Source organism: Ochrobactrum teleogrylli, assembly GCF_006376685.1.
GTDB classification, from domain to species: Bacteria; Pseudomonadota; Alphaproteobacteria; order Rhizobiales; family Rhizobiaceae; genus Brucella; species Brucella teleogrylli.
Genome location: NZ_VEWL01000003.1, coordinates 296851 through 322445, shown reverse-complemented (window position 1 = coordinate 322445; position 25595 = coordinate 296851). Strand labels below are relative to the sequence as shown.

Below are 25595 nucleotides of genomic sequence, written 5' to 3'. Positions count from 1 at the left end.
CGCTGTGGCCGCCGTGCTGGCCATTCCGGGCGCATGGGTCACGCTTATCGGCGTGGATACACAGACCACGGCGTCGATTGTCGCCCCGGCAAATGCGCAAACGCAGGGCCAGAGCGAACAGCAGGCCGAAGCATCGGAAAGCAACGAAGAGCAAAAATCCTATTTCCTGTCTTTCGTGGAAAGCCAGCTTTCCGCGCCGAACCGCCGTATCTCGCTTTCGGGCATCAGCGGCGTCCTGTCGTCGGAAGCCTCCATCGGCTCGATCACCATTGCCGACCGTGAAGGCGTCTGGCTGCGGATCGAAAATGCCAAGCTGAACTGGAGCCGCACCGCTTTGCTGCTCGGTCGACTCAGCATTCAGTCGCTGAGCGCGGAGCGCATCGATATTGCCCGCAAGCCGCTGCCGGACAACAGCCTGCCATCGCCGGAATCGTCGAGCTTCAGCCTGCCGGAACTGCCGATCTCCATCAGTTTGGATCAGCTTGATGTGGCGCGGCTGCGTTTTGGCCCCGAGATTTTCGGCCTCGAATCGGAAGTCTCCGCAACCGGCAGCCTTTCGCTGGCCGATGGTTCACTGAACTCGTCCTTCGATATCAAGCGCCTTGACGGTCCCGGCGGCAGTTTCACCCTGCGCGCCGCCTATGCCAATGCTGACCAAAAGGTCGATCTTGATCTGAGAGTTGCAGAACCCGCCAATGGCATCGTGGCCAACTTGCTCAATATTGACGGTCGCCCGCCAGTCGATCTCACCTTGACAGGCGCTGGCCCGCTTGATGATCTGAAAGTGGATTTGGCGCTCGACACCAATGGCAGCCGCACGCTGACCGGTGCATTCACGCTGAACCGTCAGGGCGAAGCGCCCAATGGCGGTCGCGTTTTCGCAGCGCGCTTCAATGGGCCGATTGCTGTTCTCGTGCCGCCGGTGTTCCGTGACTTCTTCGGTTCCGAAACCGTGCTTTCTGCCGATGGCTTCCTGAAAGATGCGGGCGGGTTCCGTCTCGATGATCTGGCGCTGACAAGCGCCGCGCTGAAGCTGAAGGCTGCTGCCGAATCCGGCAATGATCACTTTTTGAACAAGCTCAGCATCGACGCGTCGATTGCCGATGAAAGCAAGGGCCGTGTGCTGCTGCCGGTCAAGGGCGCCGAAACCTATATCGACAATGCGCGGTTCCAGGTTTCCTATGGCGACCGTCCGACGAATGACTGGACGGGCCAGTTTTCCGTCAACGGCTTGAAGAATGCGACCATTGCCGCCTCCAGCGTGGCGCTGGACATGGGCGGCGTTGCAGAAAACCTCAACGATGCCGCAAACCGCCACATCACTTTCAAGGTGACGGGCGGCATGGACGGCATTTCATCGCCACGCGCAGAACTGGCGCAGGCACTGGGCAGCAAGATCGCGCTTCTCATTGATGGCGGCTGGCGCGCCGGTTCTCCGGTGGAACTTGCACAGGCGAATATCGAGGGCAACGGTCTCAGCCTTGATCTCAAGGGCAATATTGACGACTTCGTCTTCAATGGCGATATCGCCGCCAAGGTCGCAAGCCTTGCGCCCTTCGGCGCTTTGGCGGACAAGGAACTGGCGGGCAGTATCGACGTCAAGGCCAAGGGCACGGTTCGCCCGATCAGCGGCGCATTCTATCTCGATCTCGACGGTACGGCGCAAAACATGCGCACCGGCACCGAGGCGGTCGACAATATTCTGGACGGCGAAGTGCGGCTGGCCGGTGCTGTCGGTCGCAGCGCCGAAGGTTTTTCCGCCCGCGATTTCCGCATCGGCAATGCGCTGAGCGAAATCACCGCCAATGGTTCTTTTGCATCGGACAAGGCGAATTTCGATTTCGGCGTGATGCTGTCCGATATGAAGCTGCTTTCACCGCAGGCATCGGGCCGTATGACGGTCAAGGGCAGTGCGCGCGGTGACGACAAGCTGATAGCGCTGGCGTTGCGGGCCGACGCGCCACAGGGCACGCTTGCGGGCCGCAAGCTTACCAATGCCGGTCTTGATTTCAACGCCATGCTCGATGGCAATGCGAGCACCGGCGCGGCTCTGTCCGGCAAGCTGTCAGGCAATGCCTTCCTCAATGGAGAGCGCATTGAACTGGGTTCGCTGATCGACATCGTCAATGACGAGAAGCGCCTGACCAATCTTCTGTTCAATGCGGGCGGGGCGCATCTTTCCGGCAATGTCACGCAGACGGCCAAGGGTTTGCTCAATGGCGTGCTGAAGCTCGACGCGCCGGATATCTCCACTGCCGCCGCACTGTTTCTTGCCGAGGCAACCGGGGCGGCCAATGCCGATATCGCGCTCCAAGCGGATGGCGACCGGCAGAATGCAACCGTTTCAGCTGACGCCAAGGGCGTGAAGGTCAATGGCAATCATATTGCGTCCGCCAATATCGCGCTGACCGCACAGGATCTGTTCGGCGTGCCCGTCGTGGACGGCAATGCTGCCGCGCGCGATATCATGGTCGGCACATTCGGTATCGACACCTTCGACGCCAAGGCAAACGCCACGGGTACGAAGACCGATTTCAGCGCCAATACGAAGCTCAAGATCGGCACGGTGGCCAATGCCGCCGGCTCGCTGGAGCCGAAGGATGGCGGCTTTGAACTCGGCCTTGCCTCGGCAGATGTGAAGCAGGGTGCGCTTCGCGCCAATCTCGCCGAGCCGGTGACGATTGCCATGAAGGGCAGCGCGATTTCCTTTGGCGATATCATCATCAATACCGGTGCCAATGCAGGCGCGGGGCAGGTCAAGATCAACGGCTCGGTCGATGACCGCCTTGATCTGTCGGTGGCGCTTGCCGATCTGCCGCTGGCGCTTGCCAACACCTTCAAGCCGGACCTCGGCCTTGGCGGTACTGTCAACGGGACCGCCCGCGTGACCGGTACGCGCGATGCGCCCAATATCGCCTTCGATATGGCGGCGCGTGGCGTGACGGCTGCTGAACTGAAGAAACAGGGCATCGCTGCGCTGAATGCCGATGCCAAGGGCACGTCGGCCAATGACCGGCTCAACATCGACGCCCGGGTAACCGGTGGCGCTGCAAGCGGCAATGGCATCGACGTCACGGCGAAGGGCGGCGTGCCGCTCGGCAAGGGCGATCTTGGCGTCGATGTGACGCTTGCCAATCTGCCGCTCGGCATCCTGAACGGCGCCGTAAAAGGGCAGGACCTCGCAGGTAATGTCACCGGCACGGCGCGCGTGACGGGCCCGTTGACCAATCCCGCCGCGACCTTCAATCTCAAGGGGGCCGGCCTTGCTGCCAAGCCGCTGCGCGAAAACGGCCTTGCGCCGCTCAGCCTTCAGGCAGCAGGCAGCTATGCCGCCAAGGCGGTCGATATTTCCTCGCTGACGGTGGATGGCCCGCAGGGCCTCAATGTCACGGCGAGCGGCAAGGTGCCGTTCTCCGGTCAGGGCCTTGGCGTCAATGTCAACGGCAACGTCCCGCTGGCGCTCGCCAATCGCTTTCTGGCGGATCGCGGCGCGCAGGCCAATGGCACACTGACGCTGACCGCAAGCGTTTCCGGCGGCTTCGACCGCCCGCAATTGCGCGGCATGTTCTCCACCAGCGGTGCGACCTTCATCGATCCCGAAACCAATGTCCGTGTGAACAATATCAATATCATGGGCAGCATGGAAGGTGAAACCATCACGCTGCGGCAGGTCAATGCTGCGTTCGGTAGTGGCGGCTCCGTTTCCGCAAGCGGCACGATCTCCACGAATGCAGCGGCGAATTTCCCGGCCAATATCGATATCAAGCTGGACCGCGCCCGTTATGCCGATGGCAAGCTTGTCGTCGCAACGGTCAATGGCGGCATCTCGATCACCGGACCGCTGGCAGGCGACATGCTGATTGGTGGTCGGATAGACGTGGAACGTGCGGAAATCTCGGTGCCGGAAAATCTCGGTGGCGGCGCAACCTATGTGCCGGTCGAGCACAAGAACACGCCGAAAAATGTTGCGAAGACGCTGGAGCGCGCCAAGGTCGAAACCCGCAAGGGCAAGGCCAAGTCGGTGGCGCGGACCAATTCAGCCGGACCGCGTCTCGATGTCGTCGTCAATGCGCCAAACCAGATTTTCGTGCGCGGTCGCGGTCTCGATACGGAACTGGGCGGGCGCGTGCGCCTCACCGGGCCGGTCAGCGATATCAAGCCGGTTGGTTCCTTCGACATGATTCGCGGTCGCATCGGCATTCTCGGCCAGCGCATCACCTTTGATGAGGGGCATGTCACGCTGGTTGGCGACCTCAATCCGCAGCTCAATTTCGTGGCCCGTTCGGAAGGCAATGAAATCACCGCCATCGTCACGGTCACGGGCACGGTCGATAATCTCAATATCGTCTTCTCCTCGTCCCCGGAACTGCCGCAGGATGAAGTGCTGGCGCAGCTGATCTTCAAGCGCTCCATCGGTGAATTGTCGGCGTTCCAGATTGCACAGCTTGCTGCTGCGGCAGCGGAACTTGCGGGCGGCTCCAACAATTCGCTCATGAACAAGCTTCGCGCCAGTACTGGCCTCGACGATCTTGATGTCGTGACCGACAGCAAGGGGCAGACAGCCGTTCGCGCCGGACGCTACATCCGCGACAATATCTATCTGGGTGTGGAAGCGGGGTCCGGCGGCTCGACCAAGGGAACCGTCAATCTCGACATCACGCGAAACCTCAAGGCGAAGGGGTCGCTTGGCGCAGAGGGTGATTCCAGCGGCGGTATCTTCTACGAAAAAGACTACTGATCTTTCCTCGATTTGCTTGAATAAGCCGGGCGGTTCGTCCGGCTTTTTCTTTTCAAACGCTGCATCCCTCGGTTGAGTTTTTACGCCTGCGCTAATCTTTTATGAGTATAGAAATGCCTGGTTTAACGGTTCCTCAACCATAAGACTGCAAATTACGGTTAATACCGAGCGGCATGATGCCTGCTCCCTGTCACCTGTGTTTTGGGCGATTTGCATGTCGAAGTTGAGTGATGTTCTGAGCCGCCGCCGTTTTCTGCTTGGCACCGGGGCCGTCGTTCTGAGTGGCGCCGCAGGCTGCTCGCAGACGATGGACATGTCTGCCTTTCAGGTAGATACGATGTCGACAGGCGGCATCTCGCCGATGCGTCCGCAGATCAGTGTTGATCGCGCCATCACGACGCCGGATGTCATGTATGCATCGGTGCAGGAGGGGCCTTACGCGCTGCCTGCCATTCCTTATGACAAGGTGCCGAAGCAGTTCCGCCGCCAGATTGTGCCAGACCCGACCGGTCAGGCGCCGGGCACTATCGTCGTCAGCCTGAAAGATCATTACCTCTATTATGTGCTGCCGGGCGGCGAAGCGCTGCGCTATGGCGTCGGCATCGGCAAGGCGGGCTTTGAATGGCAGGGCCGCGCCAATGTGCAGTACAAGAAGCAGTGGCCGCGCTGGACGCCGCCGCCGGAAATGATCCAGCGCAAGCCGGAACTCGAAAAATACCGCAATGGTCAGGAGCCGGGTCCGCAGAACCCGCTCGGCGCGCGCGCGCTTTACATTTTCCAGAATGGCCGCGACACCGGCTATCGCATCCACGGCTCGCCGGAATGGTGGTCCATCGGGCAGTCCATGTCGTCGGGCTGTATCCGCCTGATGAATCAGGACATTATCGACCTGTATAATCGCGTACAGGGGCAGGCGCCGATTGTTGTCAGCTAACTGCGCCGAAGATATGAATGCTTAAACAAAAGGCCGTCAGAGACGGCCTTTTTTGCATTCTATTCGTAGCGAACCGATTTCGGCATCGCTTCGCCAAGCCTGACGAAATGACGGAACTCGGCGCGCAGGCTTTCGGCGGAAGCCATGTGAACCTGCTTTTCTGGCGCAACGTCGTTTTGCGCGATCTGGGTGGATACGCCCGGCATGACAAATGCTGCTACGGTCAGTACGAGGGCAGCGGCAATGCCGAGGCGTCGTTCGGTTCTGGCCTGCATTTTGATCTCCTTGCGCTGCGTCGCAGCGGCTTAAAACTTAGAATCGTCTTTGTTCGCAAAACGCTGGGATTTTCAGATCAGTGAAAAGTCGCGCGATGCGTAATGTTCAAAGCGGTGTCGATGGCGTGAATCGGTATTGGCAGCAAAGTCTGGCCGAAATCGGCCAAAGCTTCGGCAAAATTGCTGGCGGCAGCTGCCACATCGTCGCAGCGCCGTTTGCAGGCAATGGCTTCCAGACACGTGTCGAGCAGCAGCGCATCCTGATTATGTAATCCGGAAATCAGCCCCAGCGTCAGGCATTCCTCGCGGCAGACATGATGCGAGTCGAACGGGAAAGCGCGCAACTGGCAGCTTGCACAATGACGCAGCACACGGATGAAATGCGAAAGCTCACCGACAGCGCGCTTTGCTTCCGATGGTCCGAGCACTTCCGAATAGAGACCCCAGGTCATTTCCCACGGGATGATCGAGCCAGTCTCGAAACCCGCAGTCCAGCGGCGATAACCTTCCAGCACCAGCTTTTCCGGCAGGCGGTCGAAATAGCCTGCGCTATTGGCGCCGTTCAGCTGCGATATACGCATATTCATGAGCGCCTCCACGATGCAACATCGGCAGAGGCATGCGAGACAGGAGACTTGCCCTGTTTACGCTGAGCGGGACGTTCCGTCGCGCCGCGTATAGTGCAGTATCCGGTCGGCAAGAGACTGAGCTGCCAGGGCAGGCCGTCGATATTTGCGGACCGGCATTCACCGAGACCAACCATTGGGTCCTCCAATCGAAAGGGTTCAAGGCCCAGACATCAAAGGTGCGCAGGATTGCGCGGAGCTATATAAAAGCGGCAAATTGATCTGGAGTCAATTGGTCAACTTTTAAAAAGCCGAGAGATTTCAAGAGTGTAGAATTATTCTAGACTGTTATAGTCATGTTTATAGTATTCGAATGATAACGCAACCGCTGCGGGGAGACAGCGGTTGCGGCAAACGGGCGCAATGCCGGTGGAGGAGGGAGAGAACGACACCGCGCCCCATGCTCCGGGAATCAGTGGCCGGAATGATCGGATGAATGATCGGATGAATGTTCGCTCGTCTGGCCATTCTGGGCCGTGACGGGGAAGTTGATCTCAACCTTGCCAGCCTTTTCGAATTCGAGCGTAACCGGTACGGTTTCGCCTTCCTTGTAGGGCTTCTCCGGCTGGATGAACATGAGGTGATAACCGCCGGACTTCAGCTCGACGGTTTCGCCCGCAGGCAGGTCGAGACCGCCATCGAGCTTGCGCATCTTCATCACATTGTTTTCCATGCTCATTTCGTGGACTTCCACGCGCTTTACGCCCGTTGTGCTGACGGAGATGAGCTTGTCGGCATCCTTGCCGCCATTTTCGATTGTCAGAAAACCGCCTGCCACCTTGGCGCCGGGCACCATGGCGCGAACCGAAGGCGATGTGATGGTGAGATCGCCAAGTTTCACCGGCTCGGCTGCATGGCTGCCGTGCGCGTCGCCGTGGTCACCATGACCACCGTGGCCTGCATGCTCGTCAGCGCCGGTCGTCGCCAATACAAGAAGCTGCGGGGCCGGATGTTCAAGCTCGTGCGGGTTCTGTCCGTCTTTGGCAATTTCCGTCCATGCGACGGAAGCGTCGCTGCCGCAGATCTGCGTCACGGGGAAGGAAAGCGTGGTGTCCTTGTCGAACTTGGCCAACTGGCCGACAACGGTGAACTCGTCATAGAACTCGCCCGGCAGGTTGCCCTCGGTGAAGCGCACTTCCTTGATACCGGAGGTGACATCCTTGCCATGCACTTTGTAGCTCTTGGCATAAACGCCCTTGGCGGTTTCGATTGTCCAGCCAGCCTTGACCTGCGGCTGCGCCGACACAAAACCTTCGGGAAGCTCCACTTTGACTTCGGTCGTGGCCTTGCCGTCGCAGCCGTGCGGAATGCGGAAAGTGGCCTTGTAGAAGCTGCCAGCCCTGGCTTCGCTCTGGTCGAGCGACGAATGGGCATTGGCCAGGCTTGCGAAAAGGCAAAGAGCTGCCAGCGAAATTGCGGACGCGAAAAGACGATGATTTTTCATTCTGATAAACCTGAAGTTTAAAAAAGGAAGGCGCACCTTTTGAGAAAAGGCGCACGGCTAAAAATTTTTAATCAAACAATAGGCGGAGCCTGCGGCGGCGCCGAAGGCGGGTAGACACTGCGGAATAATGCAAGCTGTGGCGGTGCAAAGCAATGGGTGATCGCGACATGCGGCGAGGGAGCGGTCGAGCTTTCCGGTGTCGGACAAAGGAAGCCGGAGGCAATACGGCAGGCCTCGCAGCTTTCGCTGCTTACATGCTTGTCATGCCCCTGATGATTCTGTTTTTCACCCTGGTTACCGATGCAAAGAACGGGATAGGTGCCATCCGGCAGTTGATACTGCGCGAGCTGATAGCTGTCGGGAGCATTGAGGTCGATGGGCTTGTGCGCGAAGGCCACGAACATCAGAGCCAATACGCTCAGGAGGCGTATGGCGAGATTGCTCCGAAACTGGCGCGCGCTAAACTTCAACCTACGGCGTCTCCCTGTGTCGCGGAGCCTATCTAGTCGAAGCCAGGCATCTTTGCCAAGCATCAAACGAAACCGGCGCGAATTGGTCGCGCCGGTTTCATCATTGCGGGCAGTCGGGGGAGAATGCCGGTCGCGGCTCAGATCGTCCGCTTTTTCATCTGCTCGGCGATGTAATCCGCCTGACGGATGGCGAGCGCCACAATGGTCAGGGTCGGATTTTCCGCGCCGCCGGTCGTGAACTGGCTGCCATCGGAAACGAACAGGTTCTTGATGTCATGCGTCTGCCCGTGCTTGTTGACCACGCCGTCCTGCGGCTTTTCGCTCATGCGATTGGTGCCGAGATTATGGGTGGAAGGGTAGGGCGGTGTCGGGAAGGTGCGAACCGCACCGACCGCTTCATAGAGCGCCTTGCCCTGCGCATAGGCATGAGTGCGCATGGCGACGTCATTCGCGTGGTCGCTATAATGAACATCCGGCACCGGCAGGCCATGCTCATCCTTCACGTCCTTGCTCAATGTGATGCGGTTGTTCTCCTGCGGCATGTCCTCGCCAACGATCCAGAGGCCCGCCATGTTGACATAATCATCCAGCGCCGAAGTAAAGCTTCGACCCCAGCCGCCCGGATTAAGGAACGCCGCCATGAAGGGCAGGCCAAGCGAAATGGTCTCCATTTCATAACCGCCGACAAAGCCGCGCTTCGGATCGTGGATCGCTTCGTCGCGGATGATGCCTGCCATGGTCGTGCCGCGATACATGTGAACCGGCTTTTCGAACGAAGCGTAAACCGATCCCGTCGTGTGCCGCATATAATTGCGTCCGACCTGTCCCGATGAATTGGCGAGCCCGTCGGGAAATTTCGACGAGGCCGAGTTGAGCAGCAGGCGCGGGCTTTCGATCGAATTGCCTGCCACACAGACCACACGCGCTTTTTGCAGATGCTGCTTGCCGTCCTTGTCGGCATAGAGAACGCCCGTCACCTTGCCAGCCGCATTGTGTTCGATCTTGAGCGCTGTGCATTCGGGACGAACTTCCAGCTTGCCGGTCTCTTCGCCCTTGGGAATTTCGGTATAGAGCGTCGACCATTTCGCGCCCCATTTGCAGCCCTGGAAACAGAAGCCGGTTTGCTGGCAGCCCATGCGGTCATCGCGCAGCGCAGAATTGATCGCCATGCGGCCGGTATGGCATTCCTTGTAGCCGAGCTTGTCGGCACCGGCTTTCATCACCTTGAAATTGTTGTTGCCGGGCAGGCCTTCAATGCCGTTGGTGCGCGTCACCCCCATTTTGTCCTCGGCCTTGGTGTAATAAGGCTCCAGATCGGCAAGGGTAATCGGCCAGTCGAGGAGATTCGCGCCTTCCAGCTTGCCGTAATTCGTCAGCGTGTGGAATTCGTGTTCCTGAAAACGCAACGATGCGCCAGCCCAGTGCGTGGTGGTGCCGCCGACCGCCTTGACGATCCATGCGGGCAGATTTGGGAAATCCTTCGCGACCCGCCAGTCGCCGGATGTGGTGCGCTTGTCCAGCCAGGCGAGCTGCGCAAAGCTGTCCCATTCGTCATTGATGAAGTCTTCGAATTCGTGGCGCTTTCCGGCTTCCAGAATAACGACGTCGATGCCTTTCTGCGCCAGTTCGTTGCCGAGCGTACCGCCGCCAGCACCTGAACCGATGATGACGACGACCTTGTCGTCCTTGAGATCATATGGAGCAGCCATGGTTTCCTCCCAATGCTTCGCCGTGTCCGCAAAGCGCTTGGCGCTTGCCGAACGGTGATGCCGCTTTGAATTTGGTTCGGTTGAGCTTGATCCGGTCTTTTGCTTTTACGCATTATCCTACGCATCGAAGCGGGATCAGAATTCAGTCCCGTGGGCTGATTTCCCCGCGTAGACGCTACGCACCTTTGCTGGAAATGCTCTAAAGCCACTCGATATCGTCGAAGCCGCGCTGGATGTAACCGCCTTTGGAATAGGCTTCGCCTTCGTAGCCGAAGAGCGGCCAGATATCCTTTTGGTTGTAAAGGCCGGTCACAAGTCCGCTGCGCACCTTCTGGAAGAAGGGGCTTTGTTCAATATCGCGCAGGATCGCCACGCGCTCTTCCTCCCAACCGAGACCCAGATAGCCTCCGGCTCCGGCCCGTTTGTCCAGATCGGCAACACCGTCCTCAATCAGCTTTTTCAGCGTTTCATCCTTGGCGGAATCCGCGTCGTAGGGTTTGACGGCAATGGCGTAGAACCGGTCGGGAAGCTTGTCATGCGGATAAATATCGCGTGCGAGCTGGATCAGCGTCGCCATGGTTTCGGGCTTGAGCGTTGTCGTTTCAAGCGCCCATGCAAATTGCGGGCAGATAACGGCATTGCCGCTGATGACCAGCATGGCCCCAAGGCTCAGGCCCGCACCGCGCTTCAAGAGGTCGCGGCGGGAGAGCTTCTTCTTTTCGTGGGTGGAAAGACCGTCGAAAACGGTTGTCATTCGGTTCTCCTCCTTTGCTTGCCCATCCGGAATGAATGGACTGGCTGCGCGCACCCGGCGCATTTTCGTCACCGGGAACGCTGGCGTCTGTCGTGGCCGCTCCTCTCGGCCATGACAGGCGATATGGTGCCGGGCGGCTTACTGGTAACGGCCGCCGCGCTGCAGAACTTCGATCTTGTAGCCATCCGGATCTTCGGCAAAGAAGAAGCGGGCAAGCTGCACACCGTTGTTCTTGAAATCGACAAGCTTGCCGACCTTGAAGCCAAGCGCAGTGAAGCGCGCATGTTCGGCGTCGACATCGTCCACGACCACAGCAAGATGACCGTAGCCGTCGCCCAGATTGTAGGGTTCGGTGCGACCCTTGTTAACGGTCAGCTCGACTTCGAAGTCGGCTTCTGCATTGCGCAGATAAATCAGCGTGAAGGTTTCGAAATCAATGCGTTCTGCAATGTCGAGCTTGAAAGCTTGGTGGTAGAAGGAAACGGATTTTTCCTCATCGAGAACACGGATCATCGAATGGATGGCTTTAGCCACAAGTGACTCCTATTTCTTGCATGTCATTTTTGGCAGCGCTTCAGCAAAAGCGGCTTGCGATTGTCTCACTGGTTGTCGATTATGAAAGAAAAAACGACGGCGTGGTGGCAATCGGCTACCACAGCGCAGTTCGTGCTCTCAAGGGAGCGCTATTCAATCTGGAAACAGATCGGCGCTCTGAAGTTTATTTTTGCGCACATCTTTTCCGAAAACCGTTTCACACTTTTCGGGATGTGCTCTGTAATGGAGGAACCCATGTGCAAGGTTTTCGCCGAGCAGGACCCGGAAGGCTACCGGCAGATCAATCGCTCTGTGCGCATTGGCGGGCATTCCACCAGTATTCAGCTGGAGGCCACCTTCTGGCGACTGCTGGATGAGATCGCAGCCAGCCAGAATCTGACCACGCCGCGCTTCATCTCGACGCTCTATGATGAAGCGCTGGAAGCCAATGGCGCGATCCCGAATTTCGCCTCCATGCTGCGCACCACCTGCGCGCTTTATCTCATGGGGCACCGCCCGGAAGCCGCCGTCTGCGAGGAAGCGGCCTGAAGGGTGCGCCGAATGAGGCCCAGAATGAGCATTGGCCTCTTGGTGAAAAGGGATTAGGGGAGTAGGGGAATAAGGGAATAGGGCAGTAGGGCAATATGTTCTATACATACTCACTTACTCACCTATTGCCTTACTGCCTTCACTAAAGGAATCGAAATGGCAAGCGTAACGCGCGAACAGGTTCTGGAACGGCTGAAGACCGTGACGGGACCGGACTTCGAAAGCGATGTTGTGTCGCTCGGACTGGTATCGGATATTTTTATTGCCGACGGCAAGGTCTTCTTCTCCATCACGGTTCCCGCGCAGCGCGCGGATGCGCTGGAGCCGATGCGGCTTGCAGCGGAAAAGGCCGTGAAGGAAATCCCCGGTGTTTCCGGCGCGCTGGTCACGCTGACGGCGGAAAAGAGAGGCGGCCGCACCAGCGACGACGCTCCGCCGCCGCCCAAGCCGCAACCGCGCCCTGCCGCTGCCGCTGCCGCACCCGCACAGCATCGCCATCCGCCGCAGCCACAACGTGCAGCAGCCAAGCCCGGCATTCCGGGCGTCGGCGCGATCATCGCCGTCGCATCTGGCAAGGGTGGCGTTGGCAAATCCACCACGGCGGTCAATCTGGCGCTCGGCTTGCAGGCCAATGGCCTGAAGGTCGGCATTCTCGATGCCGATATTTACGGCCCCTCCATGCCGCGACTTCTGGGCCTTTCCGGTCGACCGGAAACGATCGAGGGACGAATCCTGAAGCCGATGGAAAATTATGGCCTCAAGGTCATGTCGATGGGCTTTATGGTCGATGAGGAAACGCCGATGATCTGGCGGGGTCCGATGGTCATGTCGGCGCTGACGCAGATGCTGCGCGAAGTGGCCTGGGGCGAGCTTGATGTTCTGGTCGTCGATATGCCTCCGGGCACCGGCGACGCGCAGCTGACCATGGCGCAGCAGGTGCCGCTGGCTGGCGCGGTTGTCGTGTCGACACCGCAGGATCTGGCGCTGATCGACGCGCGCAAAGGCTTGTCCATGTTCCGCAAGGTCGATGTGCCGTTGCTCGGCATTGTCGAGAATATGAGCTACTTCATCGCGCCTGATACGGGCAAGCGCTACGACATTTTCGGTCACGGCGGCGCGCGCAAGGAGGCCGAACGCCTCAATGTGCCGTTCCTCGGCGAAGTGCCACTGCATATGGATATCCGCGCCCATTCGGATAATGGCACACCGGTCACGGTGGTCGAGCCGGATAGCGAACACGCGAAAATCTACCGCGATATCGCGTCCAAGGTCTGGGAAAACATGAAGGGCGGCAATGGTGCTGGCCGACCAGCACCGGCGATTGTTTTCGATTAAGGGAGTAGGGGAGTAAGGCAGTAGGGGAATAAGTGAAAAGGGCGCTTGAATAAAGTTTCGGCCTTACTAGCCTATTCCCCTATTCCCCTATTCCCCTATTCCCCTATTCCCCTATTCCCCTATTCCCCTATTCCCCTATTACGTGACCACCGTCGGCGCATCGCGTCCGCTGCGCTTCTTCACTTCGGCGATCTGCTCGGCAGCGTCGATCAGCGCGGCAAGCGTTTCCTGCGTATCGAGATTGTGCTTGGCGGTGTCCGCTTCGTAGCGCTCGATATAGATGCGGATGGTGGCGCCTGAAGTGCCGGTGCCCGAGAGGCGAAGCACGACGCGCCCGCCATGGGGGAAATAGATGCGGATGCCCTGATGCTCGCTGACCGAATGGTCGACCGGGTCATGGTAGGCGAAATCGTCGGCTTTCTCGATCTTCAGACCGTTGACCGTGGTGCCCGGCAGGCTCGAAAGCTTGGCGCGCAGGTCAGCCACCAGCTTTTTTGCGATATCCGAATCGACCGCCTCATAGTCGTGGCGGGTGTAATAATTGCGCCCGAAGCGCGCCCAATGTTCCTCGACAATGGCCTTCACGCTTTCCTTGCGCACGGCCAGAATATTGAGCCAGAGCAGCACCGCCCAGAGACCGTCCTTCTCGCGCACATGGTCGGAGCCGGTGCCGGAGCTTTCCTCGCCGCAGATCGTGACCTTGCCGTTGTCCAACAGATTGCCGAAGAATTTCCAGCCGGTCGGCGTTTCATAGATGCCGATGCCGAGCTTTTCCGCCACACGGTCGGCGGCAGCACTAGTTGGCATGGAACGGGCGATGCCCTTGATGCCACCCTTATATCCGGGTGCCAGATGCGCATTGGCGGCAAGCATGGCGAGCGAGTCGGACGGGGTAACGAAAATACCGCGTCCGATAATCAGGTTGCGGTCGCCATCGCCATCGGAGGCTGCGCCGAAATCCGGGGCCTTATCCGACATCAGCAGATCATAGAGATCTTTTGCGTAGACGAGATTCGGATCGGGGTGATGCCCACCGAAATCCGGCAGCGGCACGAAATTGACGACGCTGCCGTCCGGCGCACCGAGACGGTGCTCGAAGATTTCCTTGGCGTAAGGACCGGTCACGGCATGCATGGCGTCGAATTTGAGCGCGAAGCCGCCCTTGATCATGGCGCGGATGGCGTCGAAATCGAACAGGCTTTCCATCAGCTCGGCATAATCGGACACCGGATCGAAAATGACGATCTCGGTGTCACCGAGCTTGGTGCTGCCGAGCTTGTCGATATCGATATCGGCCACATCGACGATTTTGTACTGGTCGATCACCTTGGAACGGGCGAAGATCGCATCGGTGATCTTTTCCGGTGCCGGGCCGCCATTGCCGATATTGTACTTGATGCCGAAATCTTCCTGCGGTCCGCCGGGATTATGGCTGGCCGAAAGCACCATGCCGCCAAATGCCTTGTATTTGCGGATCATGTTGGATGCGGCTGGCGTGGAAAGTATGCCGCCCTGACCGACCATGATGCGACCGAAGCCGTTGGCTACCGCGATCTTGATGAGCTTCTGGATCACTTCGCGATTATAGAAGCGTCCGTCGCCGCCGACCACAAGCGTCTTGCCTTCAAACCCGTCCAACACATCGAAAACCGACTGAATGAAGTTTTCGGCATAATTGGGCTGCTGGAATACGGGAACCTTCTTGCGCAGGCCTGAAGTGCCCGGCTGCTGGTCCTGGTATGGCGTGGTTGCGATCGTTTTGACGGTCATATCTTTCCCGTTTGATTCAATGAATTAAGCAGTCAATGTGTTGGCATTTGCGGTCATTGCAAGACAACATAGATCAAACTTATTGATTGAAAATAACAAAGCGTGTGTTTGTGCAGCGATGTGCTACAAATTTACCCGATGACTGACACGAACCACCATGGCCATGACGCCCGCGACATCATGCGCCTGAAACGCAACGATGCCACCGGCCTCGAAGCTGTTGCCGCGCGTTTCCACAGCCATGCCTATGACATGCATTTCCATGACGAATGGCTCGTCGGGGTGACCCATGCGGGCGTGCAGGACTTTTTCTGTCGTGGACAACGGCGGCAGAGCACGCCGGGCCGGGTGATTCTCATCGAGCCGGGCGAGCGCCATGACGGGCAGGCGGTAAAGGCGGATGGCTTCACCTATAACATGCTTTATATGCCGCAATCGCTGATCCGCGATGCGATGGGCGGCAATGATGCGCATATCGGCTTTCGGGAAACATTGGCCGATGACCAGCAGCTGTTTCAGGCCATAGCACGCGCCTGCGAAGCGATCTTTCTGCAAGCGCCGCAGCTGATGGTCGAGGATTATCGCGATCAGGTGACCCACCATCTGGCGCGGCATCTCGGGCAGGCCAGACCGGAGATGGGGACGGTGCCACATCCCGTTGCAGCCCGCGCGATGGACTATCTGCGCGCGCGCTTCGATGAAGAGTTCGGGCTGGACGAGCTGGCAAAAGTTGCAGGTGCTGCGGACCGGTTCCAGCTTTCGCGCGGGTTTCGGCGCGAATTCGGCACATCGCCCCATGCCTTTCTGGTGCAACTGCGGCTTGCCGAAGCGCGCCGTTTGTTGCGGGAAAAGACGCCCCCGGCAGAGGCAGCGGCGCTCAGCGGCTTTGCGGATCAGAGCCATATGGGGCGCTGGTTCCGGCGCGCCTATGGCATGACACCGGCGGCTTATCGCCGGGGACGCACAAACGTTCCAGAAATTGCAGCGGCAAAGGGCTAGGTCTTTTCTCGAAAAGAGGAAGCACCGATGTTTTTCGATACCAAAGTAGCCATTCTTGTTCTGAACGATTTGCCGGTCTGGCAGAAATTGAACGTGACCGCCTTCATTGCAACCGGCATATCAGGCGCGGTGCCTGATACGATGGGCACGCCTTATGAGGATGCGTCGGGCCGCCGCCATGCGCCGCTTCTGGGGCAGCCGATGCTGATTTTCTCGGCAACGCCGGAAATTTTGCAACGGGCTTGGCAGCAGTCGATCCAGCGTGATCTGGTGCGCGCACCCTATGTGCGGGCCATGTTTGAGACCGGCCATGACGAGGCCAATCGCGCCGTGTTCAAGACAGAACCGGCAGATGCACCCGATCTGGTCGGACTGGCGCTTTACGGCCCGAAAAAGGATATAGACAAGGCCATCAAGGGCGCTAGCCTGCATCCTTGAACAGCACGCTCTGGTCGAACAGATAGCGGTTGGAGAGCGGCAGACTTGCGGCGCCCATGGCCTTGGCGTGGACGCCCACATTGCCCTCGATGATCTCCGGCGCGCTGAGGCCTTGTAGGTCGAGGCGGGAGAGTTCGGCCCGCGTCGCTTCGACAATGCGATGGCGAACGCCTTCCGGCAACCATCCATCGATGATGGCCGCAGGAAAATCGATGATCGACGCAGCCGCCACCGCCGCATGGGCAAGCCCCCGCGCGGCAAGTGCGATCCAAGCATCGAGCGGTTCGCCGAAATTGTGCCAGCTTTCGGGCGATAGCCAGAGATCGTCGGACGAAATATTTCTCTCCTGCAACAGCCGCTCCAGCACGAAAAGCGAGGCGGTATCGATCAGCTGCAATGTCGCGCGTCCGTCTTCGGCGCTGCGCATGCACATCGGCATGGAACCGAGCGCACCGGCATTGCCTGTGCGTCCCGGATAAAGCGTGTTGTTCAGCACCACGCCGCCGCCAATGAACGAGCCGATGAAGAAATAGACGAAATCGGTGAATTCCGGCCCGCGCCCGAAGGTGAGTTCCGCGCCACAGGCCGCCGTGCCGTCATTCTGAAGAAACACGGGGAACGGAAAGACCGCGCCGAAATCGTTGACGAGATCGGCATCGAGCCACGCATTCATGTCGGCGGCGGGCGCGCCCACTTCCTCCACCCAGTTCCAGAGTTCAAACGGCAGCGCGATGCCGAGGCCCGCAATGCGATCGCGCTTGTCCGGATCAAGTGCGGCGGTGAAGGCGGTAATGCTGTCAAAGGCGAAACGGCGGATTTCGTCGGGCACCGGCCAGCGATAGGTGATATGCCTGCGTTCGCGGATCGCGCCCAGAAAATCCATCAGGATGATTTCCGCGCTGCGCCGCCCGATCTTGAGGCCGAAGGAAAAAACGCCGTCTGCTGCAAGCCGCATCGGCATGGAGGGCTGGCCGACGCGCCCACGCACGCGCTCGCCTTGCGTGATCAGCCCGTCTTTTTCCAGCGCGCGGATGATGACGGAAACAGTTTGCGCCGAAAGTCCGGTCAGGCGTGCAATATCGGCTCGGGCCAGCGCGCCATGCCTGCGCACAAGCGCCAGAACCAGCCGCTCATTATAGGCGCGCACGCCGATCTGGTTGGAACCGCGATTGATACTCGCGCCCGGTTCGGCAAATTTCTGCATGGCAGGGCCGGGCGAGCCTGCCGGGCCGCCCCTTGGCTCGGAAACGTCCTGTTCCGGATGATGCCTGACCATTTTCTCTCCCAGATCCCACGCTTAACACCCAGTTGCATTCTTCGTGATGCCGGTCTGCATCGAGCAATTTCCTGTGCTTCGGTGCTCACGTACTTTTAAGTACGCTCCGCTCCGGTGCTCGAAAATCACTCGTTTCGCCACGGCCTGACGAATTTGCAACTGTAGTGTTAGGACACGGCGAGGTTCCTAACCCATTCATCGCAGGAGAAAAAGCCTCATTCTGTGGGATATGAAATAAAAACAAAAGCTTAAGCAGCGAGATGCGCGCTTTTTCAACGTGGCGTCGTGTCTCCCTCGGCTCTCTCCTCCGGGGCGAGAGTGACACAATACATTAATAAATCAAGTGGATTTATTAATTGACTCTGTTTCGAAGCCGTGTTTTGCTTCAACCATGCCGGGGGAAGAAGGACCGGTTTCACTCTGGGAGGAGTTCATGAAGAAGACAGTTCTGTCGGCGGCCTTTGCTGCCTTCACGCTTGGTGCTGCCGCACTTCCAGCGCATGCTGCCGATGTCGGCGCGTGCCTCATCACCAAGACCGACACCAATCCCTTTTTCGTCAAGATGAAGGAAGGCGCTGTCGCCAAGGCCAAGGAGTTGGGCGTCAATCTCAAGACCTATGCGGGCAAGATCGACGGCGATTCCGAAAGTCAGGTAGCGGCCATCGAAACCTGCATCGCCGATGGTGCCAAGGGCATTCTCATTACCGCTTCCGACACCAAGGGCATCGTGCCGACGCTGCAAAAGGCGCGTGACGCGGGTCTTCTGATTATCGCGCTCGACACGCCGCTGGAACCGGCGGATGCGGCAGACGCGACTTTTGCAACGGATAATTTCCTGGCCGGAGAACTGGTCGGAAAATGGGCCGCAGCAGCGCTTGGTGACAAGGCCAAGGATGCGCGCGTCGCCTTCCTCAACCTGACCGCATCGCAGCCAAGCGTGGATGTTCTGCGCGATCAGGGTTTTGATGTCGGCTTCGGCATCGACCCGAAAGACAAGAACAAGCTTGGCGACGAGGACGATCCGCGCATCGCCGGTCGCGACCTGACCGACGGCAACGAAGAAGGCGGTCGCCGCGCCATGGAAAACCTTCTCCAGAAGGACCCGAACATCAATGTTGTACACACGATCAACGAACCTGCTGCCGCCGGTGCCTATGAAGCGCTGAAGGCTGTGGGCCGTGAAAAGGATGTGCTGATCGTTTCCATCGATGGCGGCTGCCCCGGCGTGAAGAACGTTGCGGCTGGCGTGATCGGCGCAACCTCGCAGCAATATCCGTTGCAGATGGCGTCGCTCGGCATCGAAGCGATCAAGAAATTTGCCGATACCGGCGAAAAGCCAAAGCCGACGGAAGGCAAAACCTTCGTCGATACGGGCGTGACGCTGGTGACGGACAAGCCTGTCGATGGCGTTCCGTCCATCGATACCAAGACTGCGCTCGACAAGTGCTGGGGCTGATCTTTTGAAATATCGGTCCGGAGGATCGTCAGATTTGCCGGACCGTTTTGCAGCTGAAAGCAGGAGATAATCATGAGTGAGCCAGAGGCGGCTTCCGCTGCACAAAAACCGTCGATGCAGGCGTTTGAAACGACCCTTTCGCAAAGCGCATCCGACGTGGCCTCCTTTGATGCGGGTGACCAGTCGGCGCTTTATCGGATGCGGAATTTCCTGCATCACAATCCGGCAGCCGTGCCGCTGATCGTGCTGGTCCTGTCGCTGGTGGTGTTCGGCGTCACATTGGGCGGCAAGTTCTTCTCCGCCTTCGCGCTCACGCTCATTCTCCAGCAGGTCGCCATCACCGGCATCGTGGCCGCAGCGCAAACGCTGGTTATCCTCACCGCCGGTATCGATCTTTCGGTCGGCGCGATCATGGTGCTGTCATCGGTGGTGATGGGCCAGTTCACATTCCGCTATGGCCTGCCAGCCGAGCTTTCCATCGTGCTTGGCTTTGCCACCGGCGCGTTGTGCGGCTTTATCAACGGCTTTCTGGTGGCCTATGTCCGCCTGCCGCCCTTCATCGTCACGCTCGGAATGTGGCAGGTGATTCTGGCCACAAATTTCCTCTATTCGGCCAATGAAACCATCCGCGCGCAGGAAATAACCGCGCAAGCGCCAATCTTGCAATTCTTCGGCGAGAGCATTCGTTTCGGTGGCGCTGTCTTCACCTATGGCGTCATCGCCATGGTGCTTCTGGTGCTGCTGCTCTGGTATGTGCTGAACCACACCGCCTGGGGCCGTCATGTCTATGCCATTGGCGACGATCCGGAGGCGGCAAAGCTGTCGGGCGTTTCGGTCAAACCGATCCTGATGTCCGTCTATGTTCTGGCCGGTATCATCTGCGCTCTGGCCGGTTGGGCGATGATTGGCCGCCTTGGCTCCGTGTCGCCGACCGCAGGCCAGTTCGCCAATATCGAATCCATCACGGCTGTGGTGATCGGCGGCATTTCGCTCTTCGGCGGGCGCGGCTCGATCCTCGGCACCATGTTCGGCGCGCTGATCGTCGGCGTATTTTCGCTTGGCCTGCGCCTGTGGGGCACCGATCCGCAATGGACCTATCTCCTGATCGGCGTTCTCATCATCGCCGCCGTCGCTGTCGACCAATGGATCAGAAAGGCTGCCGCATGAAAACCTCGGCTACACCTGTTCTCTCGGCAAAGGGTCTGGTCAAGCGTTACGGGCGCGTTACCGCGCTCGACCATGCCGATTTCGATCTCTATCCGGGCGAAATCCTCGCGGTTATCGGCGACAATGGCGCCGGTAAATCCTCGCTGATCAAGGCGCTGTCTGGCGCGATCAAGCCCGACGAAGGCGAGATAAAGCTCGACGGAAAACCGGTCAGTTTCCATTCGCCGATGGAAGCACGCCATGCGGGCATCGAGACGGTTTATCAGAACCTCGCTTTGTCGCCTGCGCTTTCCATCGCTGACAATCTGTTTCTCGGGCGGGAAATCCGCCGCAAGGGACCGCTCGGTTCGCTGTTTCGCATGCTCGATCGCGGCGCGATGGAGAAGATCGCCCGCGACAAGCTGACGGAGCTGGGCCTGATGACCATCCAGAATATCGGTCAGGCGGTGGAAACACTGTCCGGCGGCCAGCGTCAGGGCGTTGCCGTGGCGCGCGCTGCCGCTTTCGGGTCCAAGGTCGTGATCATGGATGAGCCGACGGCAGCGCTTGGCGTCAAGGAATCGCGCCGCGTGCTGGAACTGATCCTCGACGTGAAGGCACGGGGCATGCCCATCGTACTCATTTCGCACAACATGCCGCATGTGTTCGAAGTAGCCGATCGGATTCATATTCACCGGCTCGGACGTCGCCTGACGGTGATTGACCCGAAGGAATATTCCATGTCGGACGCTGTGGCTCTGATGACGGGTGCAATGCGACCGAAGGCCGAAGCTGCCTAACTCCCTTGAGCGGGCTGTACGAATCGGGACATCTGTCCGCACGACCACGAAACGGAAACCGGACATGACGCCTATCGACCGCGAAGCCTTGCCTTCAGAAATTCTTGCGCGGCTTTCGAAGGTGGATAGCCGGCTGATTGTCGCCATTGCGGGTCCTCCGGGCGCGGGCAAATCCACCCTCGCGGAGGAACTGTGCATGGCGCTCAATAAGGGCGCTGATGGCCCATCCATCGTCGTGCCGATGGACGGGTTTCACCTTGATGACGTGATTCTCGATCAGCGCGGGTTGCGCAGTCGCAAGGGGTCGCCGCCGACCTTCGATTGCGCCGGTTTTGCCGCCCTGTTGGAACGGCTGAAACATGCACGCGACGAAGTGTTCATTCCTGTGTTCGACCGTTCGCTGGAGCTTTCCCGCGCGGCGGCCTCGGTGGTCGGGCCCGAGCATCGCGTACTTCTGGTTGAGGGCAATTACCTGCTGCTCGATCAGGAACCATGGTCGGGACTTGCGCCGTTTTTCGACATGACAATCCGTCTCGATGTGCCTTTTCCGGTGCTGGAGCGGCGGTTGATCGACCGCTGGCTCTCTTTTGGTTTCGACGAGGAGACGTCGCGCAGCCGCGCATTGTCCAACGATATTCCGAACGCTAAGCTTGTCGTGAGCCAATCGCGCCAAGCGGAATTTGTCGTCGCGACGGATGGGCGATAACGGGGAATTGCTGTTTTCAAGGCTTGCGAGGATGCGCTTGCGCCTGCATGATGGGACCAATTCGTAGCATTCTGCAATTTCCGATCGGAATAATCCCCAATGACCGATTATGTTTTCGCGCCGCGCCCGCAGCCTATTCTGCCCGTGAAGGGCACGGACGCAGCTTTTCCCGTGCATCGCATCTATTGCGTCGGTCAGAATTATGCCGATCACGCCATTGAAATGGGCGGCGATCCGACCCGCAATCCGCCGTTCTTCTTCCAGAAAAATCCCGACAGTCTGGTGATCAATGGCGGCGATTTTCCCTATCCGCCCAAGACCGAGGATGTGCATCACGAGATCGAGCTTGTGGTCGCATTGAAGACTGGCGGCATCGATATTCCGGTCGAACACGCGCTGGATCACGTTTATGGCTATGCGGTGGGCATCGACATGACGCGGCGCGACTTGCAAGCGGTCGCCAAGAAGGCCGGTCGCCCGTGGGAAGTCGCCAAGGCATTCGAGCATTCCGCGCCATGCTCTGCCATCGCGCCAGTATCGGATGTCGGCCATCCGCAGTCGGCATCGATTTCGCTGTCCATCAATGGCGAGACGCGCCAGTCTGGCGACCTCAACCAGATGATCTGGAAAGTGGCGGAAACGATCTCCTATCTTTCGTCGCTCTTTGAGCTGCAACCGGGCGATCTTATATTTACAGGCACCCCCGCAGGCGTCGGTCCCGTGCAGCGCGGCGACCACCTTGTGGGCAAGGTGGATGGTGTCGGCAGCTTGTCGGTTACGGTTGCCTGATTTTCTATAAAGCGCATCCCGAAAAGTGGGAACCGGTTTTCGGACAAGATGCGCGCTAAAGCAAAGGACTACAGCGCATCCCGAAAAGTGGGAACCGGTTTTCGGACAAGATGCGCGTTAAAGCAAAGGACCAGAGCGCCGATCTGATTCAATCAGATCGAAATGCGCTCTAAGCGGAGGAGACAGAATGAGCACCTATCTTCCCGATGACGTGCATGATGCTTTGGAGCGCGTCATCGCTGAAAAGCACCCGGGTCTGAACCTGACAGAAGCCATAACGCTGATTTTGCGCAAATGGCTGGTCCATGAAGGCTATCTGCCTGCGGCACCGGAACACGGCACGCCGCCGGAAGAACTGAACGCGACCAATGATGATTAGCGCGTCCGATACCACGCCGAAGCAGCAAAGCCGGGGCGACAAGTGACGATGGCCAAGCATTCAAAACAGGGGGCGGGTCGCAAGGCTGCGCTCGGCAAACGCCTTTTGATTCTCACGATTCTGGCCATTTTGCTGGTCATCGCGCTCGTCTGGATGAGCATTTATCTGTTTGATCCGAATGGTGGGCTGGGCTTCGACGATCTTGGAATATTTGCATTGGATTTCAATGTGATAGATACGATGCTGCCGCGCATTCTCTGAGTGCGTTAATCCTTTTGTTACCATTTGAAATATTCATTTTGGCGCGACGCAGACGTTTAGCGCTTCCGTTTTTCGTCTTTTGCATGGTACAGAACTGTCATCGACCGAAAGAATATTGACTGCAACGGGCTTCCTGGAGGCCGTTAAGCCAAGAGGATCTGGATGGCATTCGAGGACATCAAGGCGGAAATTGCGCTGCTGTTTGAGCAAATGGTGAATCAGCCGCAGGACGCCCATGAAATCCGCGAAACGGTTCGCGAAAAGCTGAATGCGCTCCGTGCGAACGGTTTGCCGCTGCCTGACGATCTGGTCGAGCTTGAAAAACGCATCGAAAAAGATTTCGATTCCTGAGAACGGGTCCAGCCATGCGTTTCGCGCTTTTTTCTTCTGCATCCGCTTCCCTTCTCGGCAAGGGTGTCCTGCTTATGGGCTGCGCCGTGGCGCTGAGCGCCTGCAACACCACCAATGACGGCAAGCCCGTGAAAACGGCGCTGATTTCCCCAACGGATGCTGCAACGCAGACCGCTGCACCGGGCGCCGCACAGGCGACGGATGCGAAGACTGTTGCCGTGGCCGCCGCTGGCACTGCCGTTCCCGGCGCTGCGGCTTCCCCTGCACCAGTCGCCAATGCCGCTGTCGGCGCGACCGCAACGGCCATGGCCGCTGGTCCGGCTGCAACGGGCGGTGCTGCCGCGATTGCCGCTGCCACCACGACGGACGGCGCTGCTGTTCCTGGCGTACCGGCTGCTGGTGTCGAGGCTGTTGCTTCTGCCGAGCCGGTTCTGCCTGCCGCCGTTCCTATTCCGGGCGAACGCGGCGTTTCGCAGCCGATGATGGCCTATGCAGGGGCACGTGCCGCCGCTTCGCCTGCCTCGGTTGCCGCCAATATGGCGTTTGAAACGCCGGAGAGCGCGCCGAAAAATCTCGATGCGCTGATTGCCAAATATTCCGTCGCTTATGATGTGCCTGAGCGTCTGGTGCGCCGCGTCGTGCATCGCGAAAGCCGCTTCAATCCCGGTGCGCGCAACGGTCCCTATTGGGGTCTGATGCAGATCAGCCATCCGACCGCACGCGGCATGGGCTATACGGGTGCGCCGAAGGGCTTGCTCGATGCCGAAACCAACCTGAAATATGCCGTTCGCTATCTGTCGGGCGCATATAAGGTTGCGGGCGGCAATGAAAGCCAGGCCGTGCGTTTCTATGCACGCGGCTATTATTACGATGCCAAGCGCAAGGGCATGCTGGAAGAAACCGGCATGGACGGCGGTTTCCGCAACGGTCCGACCCGCGATGCCGCGGCTGCCATCGAGCCGGTGTCCCTGCCAAGCGGTTCTTCGGCGCCGCTGCCGGGTGTTGCACCGATCCAGGCGACCTACACGCCAGCACAATAAGCTTCTCCCGGCGGCGCTTGGCCGCCGGTTTAATTCCCCATATCGACTGGCGCATCGGCCCAAAAATCGGAATCGATTTTTGGAAAGCACGATGCGTTTAACTGTCATCTTGACGCTGCAAAGCGAAGGTAGTTCCCTGTCCGAAGACCGGACAGGGCGAAGATTATGAAGCTGCCACATTCCATCAAATGGCATTACGACAAGGCCGAACTCTGGGCGGATGGTGTTATCCATGTGCTTGGCGTGGCGCTGGCTTTCGCCGGTGCGGTTGCCATGCTGATCTATTTTCTGCCGAACAGTTCCGCAACGACCTCGATTTCGTCCAGTGTCTATCTGGCAAGCCTTCTGGGCGCGCTTGGCATTTCGGCGGTTTATAATATCTGGCCCGTCTCGCCGACAAAATGGTTCCTGCGTCGGTTCGATCACTCGGCCATTTATCTGCTGATTGCCGGAACCTACACGCCCTTCGCCATGCATATGGGAGATCGCGCCGTGCCGCTTTTGCTCTTCGTATGGGGCGTGGCTTTCGTCGGCATCATGCTGAAGCTTTTTCTGCCCGGTCGTTTCGACCGGCTGTCGATCCTGCTTTATCTGGCGCTTGGATGGAGCGGGATCATGGTCTACGACACGATTACTCAATCGCTGCCGACGACCGTGTTCTGGCTGATCGCGGCGGGCGGCATTGTCTATTCGCTGGGCGTGATCTTTCACGTCTGGCAGCGGCTGCGTTTCCAGAACGCCATCTGGCATGGCTTTGTCGTCGTCGGGGCGATGCTGCATTATTGTGCGGTGTTTTTTGTCGGTGCCTGGAACTGA

Annotated in this window: 25 protein-coding genes; 16 read left to right on the top strand and 9 right to left on the bottom strand. The window is 58.8% G+C overall.

The window, feature by feature from the left end; translation table 11 throughout:
* Positions 1–52 precede the first annotated feature (52 nt).
* A complete protein-coding gene (locus FIC94_RS08050) occupies positions 53–4738 on the top strand; it encodes a translocation/assembly module TamB domain-containing protein (RefSeq protein WP_371830898.1) in 4686 nt (1561 codons plus the stop codon).
* Between the two features lie 214 nt (positions 4739–4952).
* Positions 4953–5672 (top strand): L,D-transpeptidase, encoded by a 720-nt coding sequence (locus tag FIC94_RS08045; protein ID WP_109368098.1) that lies wholly within the window; start codon positions 4953–4955, stop codon positions 5670–5672.
* A 59-nt stretch (positions 5673–5731) separates the two neighbouring features.
* On the opposite strand, the gene FIC94_RS08040 is transcribed toward FIC94_RS08045, so the two are convergent.
* From FIC94_RS08040 to FIC94_RS08005, 7 genes are all read right to left on the bottom strand, one after another.
* Positions 5732–5947, bottom strand: coding sequence for a hypothetical protein (locus FIC94_RS08040; RefSeq protein ID WP_109370136.1), 216 nt, complete (start codon positions 5945–5947; stop codon positions 5732–5734).
* Positions 5948–6024: 77 nt separating this feature from the next.
* Positions 6025–6534: a hypothetical protein gene (locus FIC94_RS08035; RefSeq protein WP_171316895.1), complete on the bottom strand. Its 510-nt coding sequence runs from the start codon at positions 6532–6534 to the stop codon at positions 6025–6027.
* A 451-nt stretch (positions 6535–6985) separates the two neighbouring features.
* Positions 6986–8017: a DUF1775 domain-containing protein gene (locus FIC94_RS08030; protein ID WP_140024509.1), complete on the bottom strand. Its 1032-nt coding sequence runs from the start codon at positions 8015–8017 to the stop codon at positions 6986–6988.
* A 71-nt stretch (positions 8018–8088) separates the two neighbouring features.
* Positions 8089–8487 (bottom strand): hypothetical protein, encoded by a 399-nt coding sequence (locus FIC94_RS08025; RefSeq protein WP_140024508.1) that lies wholly within the window; start codon positions 8485–8487, stop codon positions 8089–8091.
* 137 nt (positions 8488–8624) lie between these two features.
* Positions 8625–10196, bottom strand: coding sequence for a GMC family oxidoreductase (locus tag FIC94_RS08020; protein WP_140024507.1), 1572 nt, complete (start codon positions 10194–10196; stop codon positions 8625–8627).
* A gap of 199 nt (positions 10197–10395) precedes the next feature.
* Entirely contained in the window at positions 10396–10950 is a 555-nt protein-coding gene (locus FIC94_RS08010) for a gluconate 2-dehydrogenase subunit 3 family protein (protein WP_140024505.1), read from the bottom strand.
* A 138-nt stretch (positions 10951–11088) separates the two neighbouring features.
* Positions 11089–11484 carry a VOC family protein gene (locus FIC94_RS08005; RefSeq protein ID WP_140024504.1) on the bottom strand — a complete coding sequence of 132 codons (396 nt, stop codon included), beginning with the start codon at positions 11482–11484 and terminating at the stop codon, positions 11089–11091.
* A 255-nt stretch (positions 11485–11739) separates the two neighbouring features.
* Here FIC94_RS08005 and FIC94_RS08000 point away from each other — a divergent pair, with 255 nt between their 5' ends.
* On the top strand, positions 11740–12033 hold the full coding sequence (locus FIC94_RS08000) for a ribbon-helix-helix domain-containing protein (protein ID WP_006471202.1): 294 nt from the start codon (positions 11740–11742) through the stop codon (positions 12031–12033).
* 156 nt (positions 12034–12189) lie between these two features.
* Positions 12190–13368, top strand: a complete 1179-nt coding sequence (gene apbC, locus FIC94_RS07995) for an iron-sulfur cluster carrier protein ApbC (RefSeq protein WP_140024503.1) — start codon at positions 12190–12192, stop codon at positions 13366–13368.
* A 138-nt stretch (positions 13369–13506) separates the two neighbouring features.
* Here the strand turns inward: apbC and FIC94_RS07990 are convergent, their stop codons facing one another.
* On the bottom strand, positions 13507–15138 hold the full coding sequence (locus tag FIC94_RS07990) for an alpha-D-glucose phosphate-specific phosphoglucomutase (RefSeq protein ID WP_140024502.1): 1632 nt from the start codon (positions 15136–15138) through the stop codon (positions 13507–13509).
* A gap of 138 nt (positions 15139–15276) precedes the next feature.
* Here FIC94_RS07990 and FIC94_RS07985 point away from each other — a divergent pair, with 138 nt between their 5' ends.
* On the top strand, positions 15277–16137 hold the full coding sequence (locus FIC94_RS07985; protein ID WP_140024501.1) for an AraC family transcriptional regulator: 861 nt from the start codon (positions 15277–15279) through the stop codon (positions 16135–16137).
* Positions 16138–16164: 27 nt separating this feature from the next.
* Positions 16165–16575 (top strand): DUF2000 domain-containing protein, encoded by a 411-nt coding sequence (locus FIC94_RS07980; RefSeq protein ID WP_140024500.1) that lies wholly within the window; start codon positions 16165–16167, stop codon positions 16573–16575.
* On the opposite strand, the gene FIC94_RS07975 is transcribed toward FIC94_RS07980, so the two are convergent.
* Positions 16559–17851, bottom strand: a complete 1293-nt coding sequence (locus FIC94_RS07975; protein ID WP_140024499.1) for an ROK family transcriptional regulator — start codon at positions 17849–17851, stop codon at positions 16559–16561. The genes FIC94_RS07980 and FIC94_RS07975 overlap by 17 nt on opposite strands.
* 433 nt (positions 17852–18284) lie before the next feature.
* Between FIC94_RS07975 and FIC94_RS07970 the strand changes: the two genes are divergently transcribed.
* The 10 genes from FIC94_RS07970 (at position 18285) to trhA (ending at position 25595) form a co-directional block, all read left to right on the top strand.
* Complete coding sequence (locus FIC94_RS07970; RefSeq protein WP_140024498.1) at positions 18285–19307, top strand: sugar ABC transporter substrate-binding protein; 1023 nt, start codon at positions 18285–18287, stop codon at positions 19305–19307.
* Positions 19308–19379: 72 nt separating this feature from the next.
* Positions 19380–20474, top strand: coding sequence for an ABC transporter permease (locus FIC94_RS07965; RefSeq protein WP_140024497.1), 1095 nt, complete (start codon positions 19380–19382; stop codon positions 20472–20474).
* On the top strand, positions 20471–21253 hold the full coding sequence (locus tag FIC94_RS07960; protein WP_109368111.1) for an ATP-binding cassette domain-containing protein: 783 nt from the start codon (positions 20471–20473) through the stop codon (positions 21251–21253). Before FIC94_RS07965 ends, FIC94_RS07960 begins: the two co-directional genes overlap by 4 nt.
* Positions 21254–21317: 64 nt before the next feature.
* Positions 21318–21959, top strand: a complete 642-nt coding sequence (locus tag FIC94_RS07955; RefSeq protein ID WP_140024496.1) for a nucleoside/nucleotide kinase family protein — start codon at positions 21318–21320, stop codon at positions 21957–21959.
* A gap of 99 nt (positions 21960–22058) precedes the next feature.
* A complete protein-coding gene (locus FIC94_RS07950; protein WP_140024495.1) occupies positions 22059–22748 on the top strand; it encodes a fumarylacetoacetate hydrolase family protein in 690 nt (229 codons plus the stop codon).
* Positions 22749–22935: 187 nt separating this feature from the next.
* Positions 22936–23127, top strand: coding sequence for a hypothetical protein (locus FIC94_RS07945; protein ID WP_140024494.1), 192 nt, complete (start codon positions 22936–22938; stop codon positions 23125–23127).
* A 48-nt stretch (positions 23128–23175) separates the two neighbouring features.
* Positions 23176–23388, top strand: coding sequence for a hypothetical protein (locus FIC94_RS07940; protein WP_140024493.1), 213 nt, complete (start codon positions 23176–23178; stop codon positions 23386–23388).
* Between the two features lie 162 nt (positions 23389–23550).
* Entirely contained in the window at positions 23551–23739 is a 189-nt protein-coding gene (locus FIC94_RS07935) for a hypothetical protein (RefSeq protein WP_078339953.1), read from the top strand.
* A gap of 14 nt (positions 23740–23753) precedes the next feature.
* Entirely contained in the window at positions 23754–24779 is a 1026-nt protein-coding gene (locus tag FIC94_RS07930) for a lytic transglycosylase domain-containing protein (RefSeq protein WP_140024492.1), read from the top strand.
* A 165-nt stretch (positions 24780–24944) separates the two neighbouring features.
* Entirely contained in the window at positions 24945–25595 is a 651-nt protein-coding gene (trhA, locus tag FIC94_RS07925) for a PAQR family membrane homeostasis protein TrhA (RefSeq protein ID WP_140024491.1), read from the top strand.

Coding starts and splice junctions, on each gene's coding strand:
- FIC94_RS08030 (WP_140024509.1), bottom strand. CDS start 8,017: ATGAAAAATCATCGTCTTTTCGCGTCCGCAATTTCGCTGGCAGCTCTT.
- FIC94_RS07945 (WP_140024494.1), top strand. CDS start 22,936: ATGAGCACCTATCTTCCCGATGACGTGCATGATGCTTTGGAGCGCGTC.
- FIC94_RS07940 (WP_140024493.1), top strand. CDS start 23,176: ATGGCCAAGCATTCAAAACAGGGGGCGGGTCGCAAGGCTGCGCTCGGC.
- FIC94_RS07975 (WP_140024499.1), bottom strand. CDS start 17,851: ATGGTCAGGCATCATCCGGAACAGGACGTTTCCGAGCCAAGGGGCGGC.
- FIC94_RS07965 (WP_140024497.1), top strand. CDS start 19,380: ATGAGTGAGCCAGAGGCGGCTTCCGCTGCACAAAAACCGTCGATGCAG.
- FIC94_RS07970 (WP_140024498.1), top strand. CDS start 18,285: ATGAAGAAGACAGTTCTGTCGGCGGCCTTTGCTGCCTTCACGCTTGGT.
- trhA (WP_140024491.1), top strand. CDS start 24,945: ATGAAGCTGCCACATTCCATCAAATGGCATTACGACAAGGCCGAACTC.
- FIC94_RS08035 (WP_171316895.1), bottom strand. CDS start 6,534: ATGAATATGCGTATATCGCAGCTGAACGGCGCCAATAGCGCAGGCTAT.
- FIC94_RS07990 (WP_140024502.1), bottom strand. CDS start 15,138: ATGACCGTCAAAACGATCGCAACCACGCCATACCAGGACCAGCAGCCG.
- FIC94_RS07935 (WP_078339953.1), top strand. CDS start 23,551: ATGGCATTCGAGGACATCAAGGCGGAAATTGCGCTGCTGTTTGAGCAA.
- apbC (WP_140024503.1), top strand. CDS start 12,190: ATGGCAAGCGTAACGCGCGAACAGGTTCTGGAACGGCTGAAGACCGTG.
- FIC94_RS08010 (WP_140024505.1), bottom strand. CDS start 10,950: ATGACAACCGTTTTCGACGGTCTTTCCACCCACGAAAAGAAGAAGCTC.
- FIC94_RS08040 (WP_109370136.1), bottom strand. CDS start 5,947: ATGCAGGCCAGAACCGAACGACGCCTCGGCATTGCCGCTGCCCTCGTA.
- FIC94_RS08045 (WP_109368098.1), top strand. CDS start 4,953: ATGTCGAAGTTGAGTGATGTTCTGAGCCGCCGCCGTTTTCTGCTTGGC.
- FIC94_RS08000 (WP_006471202.1), top strand. CDS start 11,740: ATGTGCAAGGTTTTCGCCGAGCAGGACCCGGAAGGCTACCGGCAGATC.
- FIC94_RS07980 (WP_140024500.1), top strand. CDS start 16,165: ATGTTTTTCGATACCAAAGTAGCCATTCTTGTTCTGAACGATTTGCCG.
- FIC94_RS08020 (WP_140024507.1), bottom strand. CDS start 10,196: ATGGCTGCTCCATATGATCTCAAGGACGACAAGGTCGTCGTCATCATC.
- FIC94_RS07955 (WP_140024496.1), top strand. CDS start 21,318: ATGACGCCTATCGACCGCGAAGCCTTGCCTTCAGAAATTCTTGCGCGG.
- FIC94_RS07960 (WP_109368111.1), top strand. CDS start 20,471: ATGAAAACCTCGGCTACACCTGTTCTCTCGGCAAAGGGTCTGGTCAAG.
- FIC94_RS07985 (WP_140024501.1), top strand. CDS start 15,277: ATGACTGACACGAACCACCATGGCCATGACGCCCGCGACATCATGCGC.
- FIC94_RS07950 (WP_140024495.1), top strand. CDS start 22,059: ATGACCGATTATGTTTTCGCGCCGCGCCCGCAGCCTATTCTGCCCGTG.
- FIC94_RS07930 (WP_140024492.1), top strand. CDS start 23,754: ATGCGTTTCGCGCTTTTTTCTTCTGCATCCGCTTCCCTTCTCGGCAAG.